The sequence below is a fragment of the Roseovarius atlanticus genome (assembly GCF_019802205.1).
Taxonomy (GTDB): domain Bacteria; phylum Pseudomonadota; class Alphaproteobacteria; order Rhodobacterales; family Rhodobacteraceae; genus Roseovarius; species Roseovarius atlanticus_A.
Genome location: NZ_JAHVHQ010000003.1, coordinates 1,598,967 through 1,615,232, shown reverse-complemented (window position 1 = coordinate 1,615,232; position 16,266 = coordinate 1,598,967). Strand labels below are relative to the sequence as shown.

The 16,266-nt window shown below is 64.7% G+C and carries 14 protein-coding genes; 5 read left to right on the top strand and 9 right to left on the bottom strand.

Going from position 1 to position 16,266, the window contains the following annotated elements:
- The first annotated feature begins 154 nt into the window (after positions 1 to 154).
- Positions 155 to 1,126: a DUF808 domain-containing protein gene (locus KUV49_RS13810; protein WP_222450444.1), complete on the top strand. Its 972-nt coding sequence runs from the start codon at positions 155 to 157 to the stop codon at positions 1,124 to 1,126.
- Between the two features lie 74 nt (positions 1,127 to 1,200).
- Here the strand turns inward: KUV49_RS13810 and KUV49_RS13805 are convergent, their stop codons facing one another.
- Together KUV49_RS13805 and tkt are read right to left on the bottom strand one after the other, a co-directional pair.
- Complete coding sequence (locus tag KUV49_RS13805) at positions 1,201 to 2,403, bottom strand: PQQ-dependent sugar dehydrogenase (RefSeq protein ID WP_222450443.1); 1,203 nt, start codon at positions 2,401 to 2,403, stop codon at positions 1,201 to 1,203.
- A gap of 79 nt (positions 2,404 to 2,482) precedes the next feature.
- On the bottom strand, positions 2,483 to 4,498 hold the full coding sequence (gene tkt / locus KUV49_RS13800; protein ID WP_222450442.1) for a transketolase: 2,016 nt from the start codon (positions 4,496 to 4,498) through the stop codon (positions 2,483 to 2,485).
- A gap of 362 nt (positions 4,499 to 4,860) precedes the next feature.
- Between tkt and KUV49_RS13795 the strand changes: the two genes are divergently transcribed.
- Together KUV49_RS13795 and KUV49_RS13790 are read left to right on the top strand one after the other, a co-directional pair.
- Positions 4,861 to 5,361 carry a hypothetical protein gene (locus KUV49_RS13795; protein WP_222450441.1) on the top strand — a complete coding sequence of 167 codons (501 nt, stop codon included), beginning with the start codon at positions 4,861 to 4,863 and terminating at the stop codon, positions 5,359 to 5,361.
- Entirely contained in the window at positions 5,361 to 5,744 is a 384-nt protein-coding gene (locus KUV49_RS13790; RefSeq protein ID WP_152492726.1) for a cell division protein ZapA, read from the top strand. Before KUV49_RS13795 ends, KUV49_RS13790 begins: the two co-directional genes overlap by 1 nt.
- 236 nt (positions 5,745 to 5,980) lie before the next feature.
- On the opposite strand, the gene sucD is transcribed toward KUV49_RS13790, so the two are convergent.
- The 5 genes from sucD to KUV49_RS13765 all read right to left on the bottom strand — a co-directional run bounded on the left by sucD (position 5,981) and on the right by KUV49_RS13765 (position 10,879).
- Positions 5,981 to 6,862 carry a succinate--CoA ligase subunit alpha gene (gene sucD, locus KUV49_RS13785; protein WP_152498115.1) on the bottom strand — a complete coding sequence of 294 codons (882 nt, stop codon included), beginning with the start codon at positions 6,860 to 6,862 and terminating at the stop codon, positions 5,981 to 5,983.
- The gene (locus KUV49_RS13780; protein WP_152492724.1) at positions 6,862 to 8,052 is read right to left on the bottom strand and encodes a malate--CoA ligase subunit beta; all 1,191 of its coding nucleotides are present in this window, start codon (positions 8,050 to 8,052) and stop codon (positions 6,862 to 6,864) included. The genes sucD and KUV49_RS13780 overlap by 1 nt, the downstream gene beginning before the upstream one ends.
- A gap of 286 nt (positions 8,053 to 8,338) precedes the next feature.
- Positions 8,339 to 8,566: an N-(5'-phosphoribosyl)anthranilate isomerase gene (locus KUV49_RS13775; RefSeq protein ID WP_222450440.1), complete on the bottom strand. Its 228-nt coding sequence runs from the start codon at positions 8,564 to 8,566 to the stop codon at positions 8,339 to 8,341.
- A gap of 41 nt (positions 8,567 to 8,607) precedes the next feature.
- Positions 8,608 to 9,585, bottom strand: coding sequence for a 2-hydroxyacid dehydrogenase (locus KUV49_RS13770; RefSeq protein WP_222450439.1), 978 nt, complete (start codon positions 9,583 to 9,585; stop codon positions 8,608 to 8,610).
- 79 nt (positions 9,586 to 9,664) lie between these two features.
- The gene (locus tag KUV49_RS13765) at positions 9,665 to 10,879 is read right to left on the bottom strand and encodes an aminotransferase class V-fold PLP-dependent enzyme (protein WP_222450438.1); all 1,215 of its coding nucleotides are present in this window, start codon (positions 10,877 to 10,879) and stop codon (positions 9,665 to 9,667) included.
- Positions 10,880 to 11,149: 270 nt separating this feature from the next.
- Between KUV49_RS13765 and KUV49_RS13760 the strand changes: the two genes are divergently transcribed.
- Both KUV49_RS13760 and KUV49_RS13755 read left to right on the top strand, forming a co-directional pair.
- On the top strand, positions 11,150 to 11,815 hold the full coding sequence (locus KUV49_RS13760; RefSeq protein WP_254701653.1) for a helix-turn-helix transcriptional regulator: 666 nt from the start codon (positions 11,150 to 11,152) through the stop codon (positions 11,813 to 11,815).
- A 303-nt stretch (positions 11,816 to 12,118) separates the two neighbouring features.
- Positions 12,119 to 13,891: a sugar phosphorylase gene (locus tag KUV49_RS13755; protein ID WP_222450437.1), complete on the top strand. Its 1,773-nt coding sequence runs from the start codon at positions 12,119 to 12,121 to the stop codon at positions 13,889 to 13,891.
- Here KUV49_RS13755 and KUV49_RS13750 read toward each other — a convergent pair.
- Entirely contained in the window at positions 13,884 to 15,104 is a 1,221-nt protein-coding gene (locus tag KUV49_RS13750; protein WP_222450436.1) for a glycosyl transferase, read from the bottom strand. The genes KUV49_RS13755 and KUV49_RS13750 overlap by 8 nt on opposite strands.
- A 4-nt stretch (positions 15,105 to 15,108) precedes the next feature.
- Positions 15,109 to 15,891 (bottom strand): HAD-IIB family hydrolase, encoded by a 783-nt coding sequence (locus tag KUV49_RS13745; protein ID WP_222450435.1) that lies wholly within the window; start codon positions 15,889 to 15,891, stop codon positions 15,109 to 15,111.
- Positions 15,892 to 16,266 lie beyond the last annotated feature (375 nt).

Genomic DNA, 16,266 nt, shown 5'->3' with positions numbered 1-16,266 from the left:
GGGTATTGGGGGCGATATAGACCCAAGGGCGCGCCGCTGAAACCCTTAAAACGCAGGGGTTTGGCGTGTTAGCGTTAACCGTTTGCGCAAACCCGCTGCCACGGGGCATGATTGCGCCAACAATACTCGACGAAGCGTAACGAGAGGCAAGAGCATGAGTGGACTTCTGGCACTGCTGGACGATGTGGCGAGCCTGGTGAAGCTGGCGGCGGCATCGGTCGACGACGTGGCGGGCCAGGCGGCCAAGGCGGGGGCCAAGGCGGCGGGCGCGGCGATCGACGATGCCGCCGTGACGCCGAAATACCTGCGGGGCTTCGCGCCCGCCCGCGAATTGCCGATCGTGTGGAAGATCGCGCGCGGGTCGCTGTTCAATAAGCTGGTCTTTCTGTTGCCGGCGGGGCTGGCGCTTGCCAACTTCGCGCCGTGGCTGATCCCGCCCTTGCTGATGCTGGGCGGCGCATACCTGTGTTTCGAGGGGGCTGAAAAGGTGGCCCATGCGCTTGGCGTGGGCAAGCATCACGGCGGGCCGGACGGCAGTCACCAGACCAAGGACCCCGCGCATCTGGAGGAAAAGCGCGTGCAGGGCGCGATCAAGACGGATTTCATCCTGTCCGCCGAGATCATGACCATCGCGCTGTCGAACATTCCGCCCAGCAATTTCTGGATGGAGGCCGCGACACTGGCCGTGGTCGCCATGGGCATCACCGCGGTCGTCTACGGCGCGGTGGCGCTGATCGTGAAGGCCGACGACGCGGGGCTTTTCATGGCGCAGAACGGCAATTTCGGCGTCACGCGCGCCCTGGGCCGCGGGATCGTCAAGGGAATGCCCCATTTCATGAAGCTGCTGATGATCGTGGGCACCGCGGCGATGCTCTGGGTCGGGGGCTCGATCATCCTGCACAGCCTGGCAGAGATGGGGTGGTCGATGCCCTATGACACGATCCACCACTGGGCCGAGGACGCCGCCCATGCGGTGGATCGGTTCCAGGGCCTTGTCGCCTGGGGGGTGCAGGCGGCCGTGGACGGCGTGATCGGGCTGGCCCTGGGTCTGGTGCTCATTCCGATCGGAACCAAACTGGTCGCGCCGGTCTGGGCGTCGGTGTTTGGCAAAGGCGCGGCCCACTGAGCCGCGCCTGACATCGCAAAGCCTTGATAGGGCGATGGCCCACGATCACGCCCCGGGGGACGGGGTGTCCGGCCTCAGCCGCCCGCGCCGTCGGTCGTGATCCGCACAAGGCGTCCGTCGGCATAGTCGGTGATCGCCAGGATCGTCCCGTCGCCGTCCACATCCACGTCGCGCACGCGGCCCAGGTCCATGGCCAGACGCTCTTCGGCGGCAACCTTGCCATCGGCGTCCAATTCCAGGCGGACGATGCCGCCCGGCTTCAGTGACCCGATCAGGAAATCACCGTCCCAGTCGCTGAACACGCCGCCGTCATACGAGGTCATGTCCCCCGGGGCGATCACAGGGTCCCAGAAATAGACCGGCTGCTCCATGCCGTCGCGCTGTGCCTCGCCCGAGCCGATGGGAGCGCCGCCATAGGTCTCGCCGTAGGAAATGACCGGCCAGCCATAGTTCTTTCCGGGTTCGGGCCGGTTCAGCTCGTCGCCGCCCTTGGGGCCGTGTTCGATGGTCCAAAGCTTCCCGTCGCGCATCGTGGCCCCCTGCACGTTGCGATGGCCGTAGGACCAGATGCTGTCGATGGCGTCTTCGTTGCCCACGAACGGATTGTCCTGGGGAACCTCGCCGTCAAGCGTCATGCGGACGATCACGCCAAAGGTGTTGGAGGTATCCTGCGCGTAGTCGCGGTATTCCATCGAGGAATGCTCGCCGGTGGTGATGAACACGTGCCCCGCGTCATCGAAGACGAGTCTGGAACCGAAATGCTTGTCCACGGTGGCGCCCGGCTCCTGCACGAAAATCTCCGTCAGGTCGGTCACCTCGGTCATGTCCTCGCTCAGCGTGCCATAGGCCGCGGCGGTCGCCATCAGGCCGTCCCCGACCGGCTTGGCGTAACTGATATAGATCCGGCGGGTCTCGGCGAAATCGGGGGACAGCACCACGTCGAGCAGCCCGCCCTGACCCTGGGCCGCGACCTCGGGCATTCCGGCGATGGGGTCTGACAGCGTTCCGTCCTCGGCCACGTGGCGCAGGCGGCCGGGACGTTCGGTCACGATATAGCCGCCGTCCTCCGGCAGGATCGCGATCCCCCAGGGATGTTCCAGCCCGGTCGCGATATCGGTGACCAGAAGGGCCACGTCGCTGGTGTCGAGCGGCGCGCGGAACTGGCCCTCGAAGGCCGGTTCGAGATCGGTATTGCGCGGTTCACGCTCGAATTCCTGCCCGAAGGCGGGCAGGGCGACGACAAGGGCGGTTCCTGTCAGGATCGGGCGAAATGTCATGTGGGGGATCTCCTCTGATGCATCGAGGAGAAAACCCGCGCGCGCGGGGGCGGTTCCCGCGCGCGCGATCACAGATGCGTCAGAGCAGCGACTTGGCCTTCTCGGCCACGGCCTCGGCGGTGATCCCGAACTGTTCGTAAAGGACCTCGGCCGGGGCGGACGCGCCGAACCCGTGCATCCCGACAAAGCCCGATTTCTCGCGCTTGCCGCGCTCGCCGAAAAGCCAGCGGTCCCAGCCGAAGCGGATCGCGGCCTCGACCGCGACGCGCACCGGACCGGCGGGCAGGACCTTGCGGCGGTAGGCCTCGTCCTGTTCCTCGAAGAGTTCCCAGCAGGGCATCGAGACGACGCGCGTGCCGATCCCCTCGGCTTGCAACAGGTCCCGCGCGGCCATGGCAATCGCCACTTCAGAGCCGGTCGCCATCAACAGCGCCTGCCGCTTGCCTTCGGCATCGGCCAGCACGTAGGCGCCCTGCGCGGTCAGGTTCTTCTGCTTGTGCTCGGTGCGCACCGTCGGCACGCCCTGGCGGGTCAGCGACAGGACCGACGGGGTCGATTTCGAGGTCAGCGCCAGCTCCCATGCCTCGGCCGTTTCCACCGTGTCGCAGGGGCGGAAGACGTTGGTGTTGGGCGTGGCGCGGCTGATCGCCAGGTGCTCGATTGGCTGGTGGGTGGGGCCATCCTCGCCCAGGCCGATGCTGTCATGGGTCATGACGAAGACGCTGGGCACCTTCATCAGCGCGGCCAGCCGCATCGCGGGGCGGGCGTAGTCGGTAAAGCACATGAAGGTGCCGCCGTAGGGCCGGATGCCGCCATGCAGGGCCATGCCGTTCATCGCCGCCGCCATGCCGTGCTCGCGAATGCCGTAATGGATGTAGCGGCCCCGGCGGTTGCCCTCGTCGAACACGCTCATGTCGCCCGACTTGGTGTTGTTCGAGCCCGAAAGGTCGGCCGAGCCGCCGATGGTCTCCTGCATGATCGGGTTCACGACCTCCAGCACCATCTCGCTGGATTTGCGGGTGGCGACCTTGGGCGCTTCCTCGGAGATCTGCTTTTTCAGAGCGCGGATGCGCGAGGCCAGCGATTTCGGCACGTCGCCGTCCATAATGCGGGTGAACTCGGCCTGGCGGCGGTCGCTCAGCTCGCCCATGCGGGTCTTCCACTCGGCATGGGCCTCGGCGCCGCGCTTGCCGATGGCTTCCCAGGCTTTCTTGATGTCGGCGGGCACCTCGAACGGGCCGGTCGTCCAGCCATAAGCCTCTTTCGCCGCCGCCATCTGGTCGGCATCCGTCAGCGCGCCATGGCCTTTCGACGTGTCCTGTGCCGCGTGCCCCAGGGCGATATGCGTCTTGCAGGCGATCATCGTGGGGCGGCGGCCGGTCTTGGCCTTGGTCAGGGCCGCGTCGATCTCTTCGGGGTTATGCCCGTCGATCTCGATCACCTGCCAGCCCTCGGCGCGGAAGCGTTTCACCTGGTCGGTGCGGCTGGCCAGATCGACCTTGCCGTCGATGGTGATGTTGTTGTTGTCCCACAGCACGATCAGCTTGCCCAGGCCCAGCCGCCCGGCAAGGCCGATGGCCTCGTGGCTGACGCCTTCCATCAGGCAGCCGTCGCCGGCGATGACGTAAGTGTGGTGATCCACCGCCTTCTTGCCGAAGCGCGCGCGCAGGGCTTCTTCGGCGATGGCGAAGCCGACGGCGTTCGAGATGCCCTGGCCCAGCGGGCCGGTCGTGGTCTCGATCGCGTCATGCAGGAAGTTTTCCGGGTGGCCCGCGGTGATCGCGCTCCACTGGCGGAAGTTCTTGATCTGGTCGAGAGTCATGCCCTCGTAGCCGGTGAGGTAGAGCAGCGAATAGAGCAGCATCGAGCCATGCCCGGCGGACAGGATGAAGCGGTCCCGGTCGGGCCAGTTGGGGGCGCTCGCGTCGAATTTCAGGTGCTTTTCGTAAAGCACGGTGGCCACGTCGGCCATGCCCATGGGCATGCCGGAATGGCCCGAATTGGCCGCGTGGACCGCATCCAGCGTCAGCGCGCGGATGGCGGCGGCCTTGTTCCAGTGATCGGGATGAGCAGAGCGCAGGGCAGCGATATCCACGGGGCAGCGTCCTTTTGGAAATGGCATTCGGGGCCGTGCATACCAGCCCCGAAGCAAAGATCAAGCGCCCCCGCGCCGCCCCAAAGCGTTTCGCCTTTGACCCGGGGCGTCATCCAATGGCGAAACGCAGGCAACGATTGGCTGTCGTGCCGCGTTGCGCGGGTAAGCCGCACCTCGGGTTTGTCGCGAAACGCCTTGGGTTGCAGTATCACGTTAAGGGGCGCAATTTCTGTAACCATTGGTTAGAGTTGCAGCACATGCTTAAGGCGGGCGATTCGCGCACTCTTCGGCACCCGTGCCGATATGCAGGGTGCCGATCCACGACCTGCCACGACGGGCAAAGCCAGACGGGGACCGAGGAGATGAGCGAAATAGTGGAATTGGAGCGGCGGATCAACGCCGCGTTGGACCGCATCGGGCGTGGGCTCGAAGCGGGCGCCGGGGCCGCGGTGGACCCCGCCGAACTGGCCGAGGTGAAGCAGGCCCTTGCGGATGAGAAGTTGGCGAGCGAGCAGCTTGAAGAGCGGGTCAAGTCCCTGCGCGACAAGCGCAACGCGCTGGAGGAGGAACTGGAGGCCCTGCGCGAGCAGAACGCCCAGTCGCTGTCACGGCTCGATGGCGAGCTGCAATCCCTGCGCCGGGCCAATCAGCAATTGCGCGACAACAACACCGCCCTGCGCGAGGCCAATGCCGCCGGCGTTGGCGAGGCGCACCTGATCAACAAATCCATGATGGCGGAACTGGAAAGCCTGCGCGCCAACCGCGCCGCCGACCGGGCCGAGACCAGCGCCATCCTGTCGGAACTGACCGCCGTGCTGGAAGGCGCGGCCAGGCCCGACACATCCAACGCGGAGGACGCCTGATGCCCGAAGTCGAGATCGAGATCGGGGGACGCACCTTCGAGGTCGCCTGCCAGGACGGCGAAGAACACTACCTGCATGCCGCCGCGAAGATGCTGGACGAAGAGGCCAGCGTGCTGTCTGCCCAGATCGGCCGCATCCCCGAGACGCGCATGCTGCTGATGGCGGGCCTGATGCTGGCCGACAAGACCGCGGGCGTGCAGGACAAGCTGCGCGAGGCCGAGGACAAGATGGCCGAGAAGGAGGCCGAACTGGACCAGCTGCGCAATGCGCCCCAGCCAGAGCCCGAACGCGTCGAGGTGGCCGTGATTCCCGAACAGGTAACCGAGTCTCTGGCAGAGATCGCCGCGCGGGCCGAGAGCCTTGCAGACCAGATCGAACGCTGACCCAAAGCGTTTCGAACGACCTGGATCATGGCTTTAGAAGACGCGCAGGGCAGGGGCTGGCCTTTGCAGGTGCCCCGCCTTCATCCGGTGTGCCAGGTTAAGGACCGGACGCTTCGGATCAGCTTTGCGGCGCAGGCCCTTGGACAGAATAAGCCCCGGCACTTGACATGCCGGGGCTTCGTGATGGCCCAGGTTCGGCGCAACGCTTGGGAGAGTGCGCGCCGCCCTGACGTGGGTCAGGCCACCATTTTCTCGACCACTTCCCCGAAGGAGGACGGCGTCGGCACGATGGTCACGCCCGCCTGTTTCAGGATGTCGACCTTTTCCTGCGCCGACTCGCCGAAGGCCGACACGATGGCGCCCGCGTGGCCCATGCGCCGGCCCTTCGGGGCCGACAGGCCCGCGATATAGGCCGCCACCGGCTTGGTCATGTGGTCGCGGATATATTCCGCCGCTTCCGCCTCCTGCGGGCCGCCGATCTCGCCCACCAGCACCACCGCGTCGGTGTCGGGGTCAGCCTCGAACAGCTCCAGGATGTCCTTGAAGCTGGACCCGTTGATCGGATCCCCGCCGATCCCGATGGAGGAACTGACACCGATGCCATGCGCGCTCATCTGGCTGGCGGCCTCATAGCCCAGCGTGCCCGAGCGGCCCACGATGCCGACGCGCCCCGGCTTGTAGATCGAGGGCGGCATCAGACCGGCGAAGGCCTGTCCGGGCGTGATGATCCCGGCGCAGTTGGGGCCGATGAGGCGCATGCGTTTCTCGGCCTTGTAGCGCCGCATGTAGCGTTTCACGTCGATCATGTCCTGCGCCGGAATGCCGTCGGCGATGCAGACGCAGGTCCTGATGCCCGCATCCGCCGCTTCCATGATCGAATCCGCGGCAAAGGGCGGGGGCACGAAGCTGACCACCAGTTCGGCATCGGTCTCTGCAACGGCGCCTTTCACGGTGTTGAACACCGGCAGGCCCAGGTGCTTGGTGCCGCCCTTGCCGGGCGTCACGCCGCCCACGACGTTGGTGCCGTGGTTGATCATGTCCTGGGCGTGAAAACTGCCGATCCTGCCGGTGATCCCGGTGACCAGAACGCGGGTATCCTTGTCGATGATGATGGCCATCAGCTTGCCTCCGCATATGCGCTGTCGGTGGAGCGCCACGCGGCCACCACCTTGTCCGCCGCCTCCGCAAGGGAAGAGGCCGTTTCGATGTCCAGCCCGCTGTCGGCCAGAAGTTTCATGCCTTCGTCGACATTGGTGCCCGAAAGGCGCACCACCAGCGGCATCTTCAGGTCCAGTTCCTTGACCGCCAGGATCACGCCCTCGGCGATCCAGTCGCAGCGGTTGATGCCGGCGAAGATGTTCACCAGGATCGCCTCGACATTGGGGTCGTTCAGCACCGACTTGAAGGATTGCAACACCCGCTCGGGGCTGGCGCCGCCGCCCACGTCGAGGAAGTTCGCGGGCTCGCCGCCGGCCATCTTGATCATGTCGAGCGTCGCCATCGCGAGGCCCGCGCCGTTGACGATACAGCCGATCTGGCCATCCAGCCCGATATAGCTGAGGCCACGGTCGCCCGCGTAGGTCTCGCGCGGGTCTTCCTGGCTCTTGTCGCGAAGTTCCGAGATGTGCGGGTGGCGGAAGAGCGCGTTCTCGTCAAAGCTGACCTTGGCATCCAGCGCCACGATCTCGTTCGAGCCGGTCACCACCAGCGGGTTGATCTCGACCATGTTGGCGTCGGTTTCCCACATCATCCGGTAGCAGCCCATGATCGTCTTGGCCGCCTGGTTGATCAGCGCGGGATCGAGCCCCAGCGAGAAGGCGATCTCGCGCGCCTGGAAGTTCTGCATGCCCACCGCGGGGTCGACCACCGAGCGGATGATGGAATCGGGCTCGCTTTCCGAGATCTCCTCGATCTCCATGCCGCCTTGCGCCGAGGCCACGACCACGACGCGCTCCAGTTTGCGGTCCATAACGAAGCCCAGGTAGATTTCCTGCGCGATGTCGGTGGCTTCTTCCACGTACAGACGGCTGACCAGCTTGCCGTTCGGGCCTGTCTGGTGGGTCACGAGCTTGCGGCCCAGCATCCACGAGGCTGCATCCCAGACCTCTTCCTCGGATTTGCAGACGCGCACGCCCCCGGCCTTGCCACGGGCGCCGGAATGGATCTGCGCCTTTACGACCCAGCTTTTGCCCGACAGTTCCGAACAGCGATAGACCGCCTGTTCCGGGCTGTAGGCGATGCCACCCCGCGGTATGTTCACGCCGAAGCCGCTCAGCAGCTCCTTGGCCTGGAATTCATGGATGTCCATGCACATGCCCTCCTCGCATCGTGTTGTCCCATTCTGTCCTGCAATCCGCCCGCGCGATACTTTCGCACGGGTAGCAATGTGCACCCCGGGTTGGGGGAGGGGCCGGAACGGGTAGGGCGGGCTACCCGGAACGCCCATGACGGGATACCTTGGGATGCGCGGAAAAGCCGATGCGAAACAGGTGTTTACGAAAGGAAACAGGTCAAAGGTTGCGCGGATAGAATTTGCGCAAATTCTATCCCGGAAAATGCGTATTTTCCGGGCCAATTTCTGCGCAGAAATTGGCTCACAGAATTTTGCGGATCGGCTCTTGATTGCAGAATATCACGATTTGTCCGGCGTTCTCGACCGCGTGGTAGCCGCGCCGCGACAACTCGTGCTGAAGCCGGTCGCGACCAACATAGCGATCCACGTCGCTCAGTTTCCGTCGCACGATCCGGCCATCGCGCGCGGCCTTGGAGGAAAACAGGCTGTCGAACCATTGTTCGACGGAAATCGGGCCATGATGTCTCATGGCCCGATCTTGACGCAGGCGTGGTTAAGACTCGGTAAACGTCACTTCGGCGTCACGAGGTCGCCCGGCGTGTCGCCTTTCAGGAACGCCTCGAGATTGTCGATCGCGCGAAAACCCATGGCCTCGCGCGTGCCGTCCGTGGCGCTGCCCAGGTGCGGGGCCAGCACGATGTTGTCGTATTTCAGGAAACGCGGATCGAGCGCGGGCTCGTTGTGGTAGACGTCGAGGCCCGCCGCGCTCAACTGGCCGGAATCGAGCGCCTCGAAAAGCGCATCCTCGTCCACCACGTCGCCGCGCGCCGAGTTCACCAGGATCGCGCCGGGTTTCAGGGCGTTGAAGATGATGGCGTTGATCATCTTGTAGGTGTCTGCGCCACCGGGGCAGTGCAGCGACAGGAAATCGGCCTCCGCCGCGACCTCGACCATGCTGGGCAGCTGTTCGGCGTTGCCGTTGGCGCTCTTGATGTCCTCGGGCACCTCCCAGGCGTCCTGGAACACGACCCGCATTCCGAACCCGTTATGGGCCCGGCGCGCCATCGCCTGGCCGATGCGGCCAAAACCGATGATGCCCAGCGTGGCGCCGGTGACTTTCTTGCCGATCATGTGGGTGGGCCGCCAGCCTTCCCAGCCGCCCGCGCGTGTCTCGCGTTCGCCTTCGCCGATGCGGCGCGCGGCGGCCAGCAGCAGGCCCATCGCCAGGTCCGCGGTACAGTCGGTCAGCACGTCCGGCGTGTTGGTCACGGCGATGCCGTTCGCCGCCGCCGCGTCGATGTCGATATGGTTGAAACCGACGCCGTAATTGGCAAAGATCTTCACCTTGCCCTTGGCCGCCGGATAGAACTCCGCCGGGATCTTGTCGGAGACGGTGGGCATGATCACGTCATAGGTCTTGGCCGCCTCCATCCACTCGTCATGGCTCATCGGCGTGTCGGGGTGGCGCAGCGTCACGTCGCCCAGCCCGGCATTGGTCAAACGGTCCTCGGTCGCCTTCGGCCAGGCGCGCGTTACCAGAATTTTCATGATGTCTCTTCCCTTGTCGTGATCTGCCCTCGGCGCAGGATGCGCCAAGGGCAGGGCAGTTGCAATCAACCCTTTGGGATCACGCCGCCTTGGCGGGGCTGGCCTTGGCGTTGTCGGGTGTCGTGTCGCGGTAATGCGCCTGCGCGGCGGCCACGCCGGAGCCGGGCTCGATCCTGGCGCCGGCATCGACCAGCGCCATTTCCGCGGCCGAGATCGCCCCGCACAGCATCACCGGGTTGAGCGAACCGAGGTGCCCGATGCGGAACGCCTTGCCCGCCAGCTTGTTGAGACCCGTGCCCAGCGAGGTCTGGTACTTGTTGTAGGCGGTCGCGATCACGTCGCGGGCATCCACGCCTTCGGGCGCGTAGATGGCCGAGACCGTGTCGGATTCCCATTCGGGCCCGCGTGCCACCAGTTCGCAGCCGTCCCAGGCCTCGACCGCGGCACGCACGCCTTGCGCCAGCCGCTTGTGACGTGCCCAGATGCTTTCCATCCCGGCCTCCAGGATCATGTCCAGCGAACAGCGCAGCCCGCGCAGAAGCTGGGTGGCGGGCGTGTAGGGGAAATAGCCCGTATCGTTCAGCTTGATCATGTCCTCGAAGCTGAAATAGCAGCGCGACATGCCGGAATTGGCCAGCCGCTTGTTGGCCTCCAGCGCCTTGTCGCTGACACCGAGAAAGCCGAGACCCGCCGGCAGCATGAAGCCCTTCTGCGAGCCAGACACGGCCAGGTCCACACCCCATTTCTCCATCTCGAACTCGATCGAGGCGATGGAGCTGACGCCGTCGACGAAGAGCATTGCCGGGTGGCCCGCCGCGTCCAGCACCTTGCGTACGCCAGCGATGTCCGAGGTCACGCCGGTCGCCGTCTCGTTCTGCGTGGCGAAGACCGCCTTGATCTCGTGGTTGGTGTCGGCTTCCAGGTGCCTGGCGTACTCCTCCAGCGGCACACCCTTGCCCCATTCGACCTCGCACAGCACAACGTCGAGGCCAAGACGCTCGGCCATGTCCACCCACAGCAGCGAGAACTGCCCGAAGCGCGACATCAGGACCTTGTCACCGGGTTGCAGCGTGTTCTGGATGGCGCTTTCCCAGGCGCCCGTGCCCGAGGAGGGGAAGATGAAGACCCGGCCGTTCTCCAGCCGATACGCCTTTTTCATGTCGGTCAGCAGCCCGGTCACCAGGTCGGGGAAGTCGGGCGCGCGCATGTCCTCCATCGGCACGTTCATGGCCTGCCGCACGGGTTCCGGCACATTGGTGGGGCCGGGGATGAAAAGATGCTGGTAACCGTTCATGATGTTCTCGCTCCCTGTCACATGACTTGACGCAGGGTCGTAGCACGCAAATCGTCTCTGTGAAGACCCGTTCGCGGCAAAACCGGGAGGAAACCGCCCATTGGGTGGGTAATTCCTACCCGCCCGGGTGACATATCGGGCGGTATGGCGACTCGGCATACACCGGCATACAGAAATTTCCTTTGATTTCAGTCATTTCTACTGGTGTTATGACTGGACGAGGTCCGTCTGTTGGGGAGCTGACGGTGAGGAGGAACAAGGAGCCGGCGCATGAAAGCTGCCCCCGGAACGATCATGACATCAGCTGAAAAAACAAGTCATACCACGGCTTTGCCGCAGGTTATCGTCGCCGACCGGCAGCTGATCGTCTGTCAGGGAATCGGGTCGCTGGTGACGCAGATTCCCGAGGTTGAGCTGGGGCATTACGCGACCGACAAGGCCAGCCTGCGCAAGCACCTCGCCCATGCCACCGGCAAGACCATCCTGATCCTCGGGGTGCGGCTGGCCGATGGCGATTTGACGCAGGTCCTGTCGATCGTGCGCAAGGATTATCCCGACGTGATGGTTGTGGTGGTGGCCGAGGAAACCGAGTTCGCCTTCATCCGTACGGCGATCAAGGCCGGGGCCAACTCGGTCTGCATGATGGGCCAGATCCTGACCAGCCTGCCGCGCATTCTGGGCAAGCTGATCGAGGGACATTCCATCGTGCCGACCGAGATCCTGCGGCGCCTTACGTCCGAGAACACCGACGCCTTGTCGCGGCGCGAGCACGAGATCCTGGCGCTCCTGGGCGACGGGCTGACCAACTTCCAGATCTCGGCCCGGCTGGGGTTGAGCGAGAACACGGTGAAATACTACCTCAAGGCGATCTACCAGAAACTGTCGGTCAACTCGCGCGGCGCGGCCATCGCCAAATACGTGGCTGGGAATTACTGACACCGCCCATTATGAAATATTGCGAACCTCCGCGCGCCGTATGATCCGGCCGTGCGGCGGATGACCCGCGACCAGGGACAGCGGGTCGCATCGCCGGGGAGATGTCGCGGTGATCAAGGCGGCCCGTCGCCCAGGCAGGCGCAGCCGTGGTCACCAACTGCCCAAAATCCGGGCTAACAGGGCTTCCAGCTTGAACAAACTGTGCTCTGCCGCTTTCATCGTGCCGGCTGATATGCTCAATACGGGGCGGACCCGGCCCGATACCTCCGGGTCCGCGGGACAAGGTCAGGGGAATATCCGGGCGTGCACCAGGAACACAAATTGCTGAACGCGCGGCTGCGCGAGCTTCTGTCCCGAATCTATCCCGACGAGTCCGCGCCGGACCTTGCGCGCGCCATCATCGCCGCGTTCTGGCCCGAAGGCTCGGTGCCCCGCAAACGTGCCCGCACGCCCAGCAACCGGCTCTGGTCGGAAAAGGACGCCTTCCTGATCACCTATGGCGACACCATCATTGACGGCGCGCACAAACCGCTCGACCTGCTGGAGGATTTCCTGTCCCGCTACATGGGCGGCGTGGTCGACGGCGTTCATGTCCTGCCGTTTTTTCCGTTCAGCTCGGATGACGGCTTTGCGGTGACCGATTATTGCGCGGTCAATCCGCGCCTGGGCGAATGGAGCGATATCAGCCGCATCGCCTCGAACTTTCACCTGGTGTCGGACCTCGTGCTCAATCACGTCTCCAGCCAGGGCAACTGGTTCAACCAGTACCGGCAGGGCAACGCGCCCTATGACAAGTTCTTCTACGAGGCCGACCCCGACCAGGACCTGAGCGCGGTCGTGCGCCCGCGCACCACGCCGCTCTTGCAGAAGATCGAGACGCGGAACGGCGACCGCCATGTCTGGTGCACCTTCAGCCACGACCAGATCGACCTGAATTTTTCCAACCCCGAGGTGCTGCTGGAGATGCTGCGCATCATCCGGATGCATATCGACAAGGGCGTGCGCACCCTGCGGCTGGATGCCGTGGCCTTCATCTGGAAGGAACCGGGCACGTCCTGCATCCACCTGCCGCAGACCCACGCCATCGTGCAGCTGATCCGACTTCTGGTGGATTACACGTTCGAGACCGTGGTGCTGCTGACCGAAACCAACGTGCCGCGCAGCGAGAACCTCAGCTATTTCGGCAATCGCAACGAGGCGCACGCGGTCTACAACTTCCCGCTGCCGCCGCTGATCCTGCACGCGATGCAGTCGGGTTCGGCGGAATATCTCAACCGCTGGCAGGCCACGATGCCGCCCGCGCAGCTGGGCTGCGCCTACCTGAACTTCACCGCCAGCCATGACGGCATCGGGATGCGTCCCGCAGAGGGCGTGCTGCCCCTGGACGAGAAGGCCCGCATGATCGAGACCGCCCAGGCGGCCGGCGCGCTGGTGTCGATGCGCACCATGCCCGACGGCACCGAACAGGCCTACGAGTTGAACTGCTCGCTGTTCGACGCAATGCGCACGACCTTCAGGGGCGAGGATGACCACCATTTCGAGCGCTTCATCTGTTCGCAGACCATTCCGATGTCACTCGAGGGTATTCCTGCCTTCTACATCCATTCCTTCCTCGCCACGCCCAGCGATCACGAGGGGGTGACGCGGCGCGGCATGAACCGGGCGATCAACAGGCATCGCTGGCATTACCCCGACCTGCTGGAGCGGATGGAAGACGAAGGCTCGGACCAGGCGCGGGTGATGAAAGCCCTGTCGGAGCGTCTGCGCATCCGCGCCCGCCAGCCGGGGTTTCATCCAAACGCCACGCAGTTCACCCTGCGCCTCGATCCGCGGCTCTTCGGGGTCTGGCGGCAAAGCCTCGACCGCTACCAGTCGATCTTTGCCATCCACAATGTCAGCGACGAAACGGTGACCGTAAACCCCGCCGACCTCAACATGATCGAGGACGACACCTGGCGCGACCTGTTGTCCGGCGACGTGATCGACTTTGACGCCGAAACGGTCTCCTTCGCGCCTTACCAGTGCCGCTGGATTTCCAACCGCCGCGGAGCGGCAGAGCGCGACGCCCTCAGCTGAATTCCTCGGTGTCCTGGATCGCCGCCGCCTTGAGATCCGACAGGAACTCCGGATCGGCGGCATGGACGCGGCTCCATGTCGGGATGAAGGGCGTCGCCTGGGGATTTTCCAGGAAAACGGTTCCGGCGCGGATGATGTTCTCGGCGAAAAGCTCGACCGATTTCTCTTCCTTGTGGCGGTCCACGTTCAAGCCGTTCATCTTGGCATCGGCGTAGTAGCTTTCCAGCAAGTCCAGCGCGATGCGGTAATAGGTGGCCTTGAGCGTGCGGAAGAGGTTCGGGGTGAACACCGTCCCGTCCGAGGCCAGCTTGCGGAAGATGGCCTTGCAGATATCCGTCGACATCCGGCTCAGGCCTTTCGAGGCGTCCTCGGGCGACAGGTCCTGGTGCTTGTGGTCGTAGGCGTCCGAGATCTCGACCTGGCAGACCGATTGCGGCGCCAGGTTGCGCCACGCTTCGGACAGCACGCCGATCTCAAGCCCCCAGTCCGAGGGCACCCGCAGATCGGGCAGCATCGGCGTGCGCATGGCGAACTCGCCGGACAAGGGATAGCGGAAACTGCGCAGGTAATCGAGGTAATCGCGATCCCCGATCACCTTCTTCAGCGCGATCAAAAGAGGGCTGACCAGCAGGCGCGTCACGCGCCCGTTCAGCTTGGTTCCGTCGACGCGCGGGTAGTATCCCTTGACCATCTGGTAGCGAAAGCCGGGATGGGCGGCGGGATAGATCAGCCGCGCCAGCAGCTCTCGGTCATAGGTCAGGATATCGCAATCGTGCAGCGCCATGACGGATGTATCGGCACAGGCGATCAGGTATCCCATGCAGGTCCAGACGTTCTTGCCCTTGCCCGGCTCTTCGGGGGCGATGCCCTTGTCCTCCAGCCGGGCGCCAAGCGCCTTCATCCGGGGGCTGTCGTTCCACAGGACCATGTGCTGCTGCGGCAGGCGGCCGAAAAACTCGATGGCGTGGCGGTATTGCGCCTCGTCGGCCTGGTCGAGCCCTATGATGATCCGGTGCAGATAGGGCACCTCGCGCAACTCGTTGATGATGTGGTCCAGCGCGGGACCTTCCAGCTCGGAATACAGGCTGGGCAGGATCAGCGAGATCTTCCGCGTCTCGGCAAACGCCGTCAGCTCGTAGGTCAGGTCGTCCAGACTGCGGGTGCGCAGGTTGTGCAGCGTCGTGATATTTCCGTTCTGATGAAAATCGGCCATGTGGTCAGGGATCTTTCGTGGTGGTTAACTCGTCCAGAAGCGCGGTCATCGCCTCGGCCCAGCCCTGGGGGCCGGGCAGGCGGGTGCGCCGGATGCGGCCCGCGTCCTCTCCGGGCAGGGGCGGGATGCCGGGCGAGGCCGGGTTGGCCACCACGATGCCGAAATCGGCCCGGTTCAGCATCTCGACATCGTTCGGCGCATCGCCCAGGGCCACCGTTCTGGCCGGGCGATAGCGGGCGATCAACGCATCCATGCGATCGGCCTTGGTGCCGCTGTGGGACAGGGTCAGAAACCGCCCGCCCTGTTGCGCCGCCATGCCGGCCTGTTGCGCCTTGTCGATGAACCTCTCTCGGTCCGCGTCGTTGCCTGACCATAGCCCCGGCTCGCTGAATTGCCGCGCCCGCGCCAGTTCGGCAGCCTCGACCGACAGCCCGGTATGCGCCGCGATGTCCTGAGATGTCATGTCGCCAAACCCGGTAAACCCTGCCGGCAAACGCGCGATTGCGGCGCGAAGTTCCCGGTAGGCGGCGTCGTCGCCCGTGCCATTCGCGCCCGGGTCCAGCACGCCGCTGCCGTTTTCGACGATTGCAGGCCACTCACCCAGACCCATGGCGTCGCGCAGGGGGGCGATCTCGGCCGCGGTCTTGCTGCTGGCCAGGATCACGCCGCAGCCCGCAAGCTCCAGCCGCCTCAGAACTCCGGCTGCCGGCTGCCAGGAATAGCTTTCGTGGTCCAGAAGCGTTCCGTCGAGATCCGAGAAAACAAGAAGGCGCGGGCCAAGGGTCATGGCCCGACAGTAGAACACAAATTTCGGCATGGCGACCGCATAGCGCAGGACGGACCCGCAAAACCGCCCCGGTGCCGCGAATTGAGGCGGGGCCCTTCCGTGACCCGGGATTGGGGGGCGGCGGTCGCGCCGCGGGGCCTTTTCCCGGGCGACTTGCGCGGGCAATCTTGCTTGGCGCTCAGGCGGCGGTTGGACCTGTGGCACGCAAGTCCGCTTTGCCACCGTGACACGATGGCAAAGCAGACCGAGCGTCCATCAGCGAATGAATGCCAGTCATCAAAAAGTTGATTGAACTTGTCTCTGACGGTTCTAGCCTTACCCATCAGGTGCTACGGCATTCTGCCGTCGTGCGGACACGGAATGACAACAAGGCGA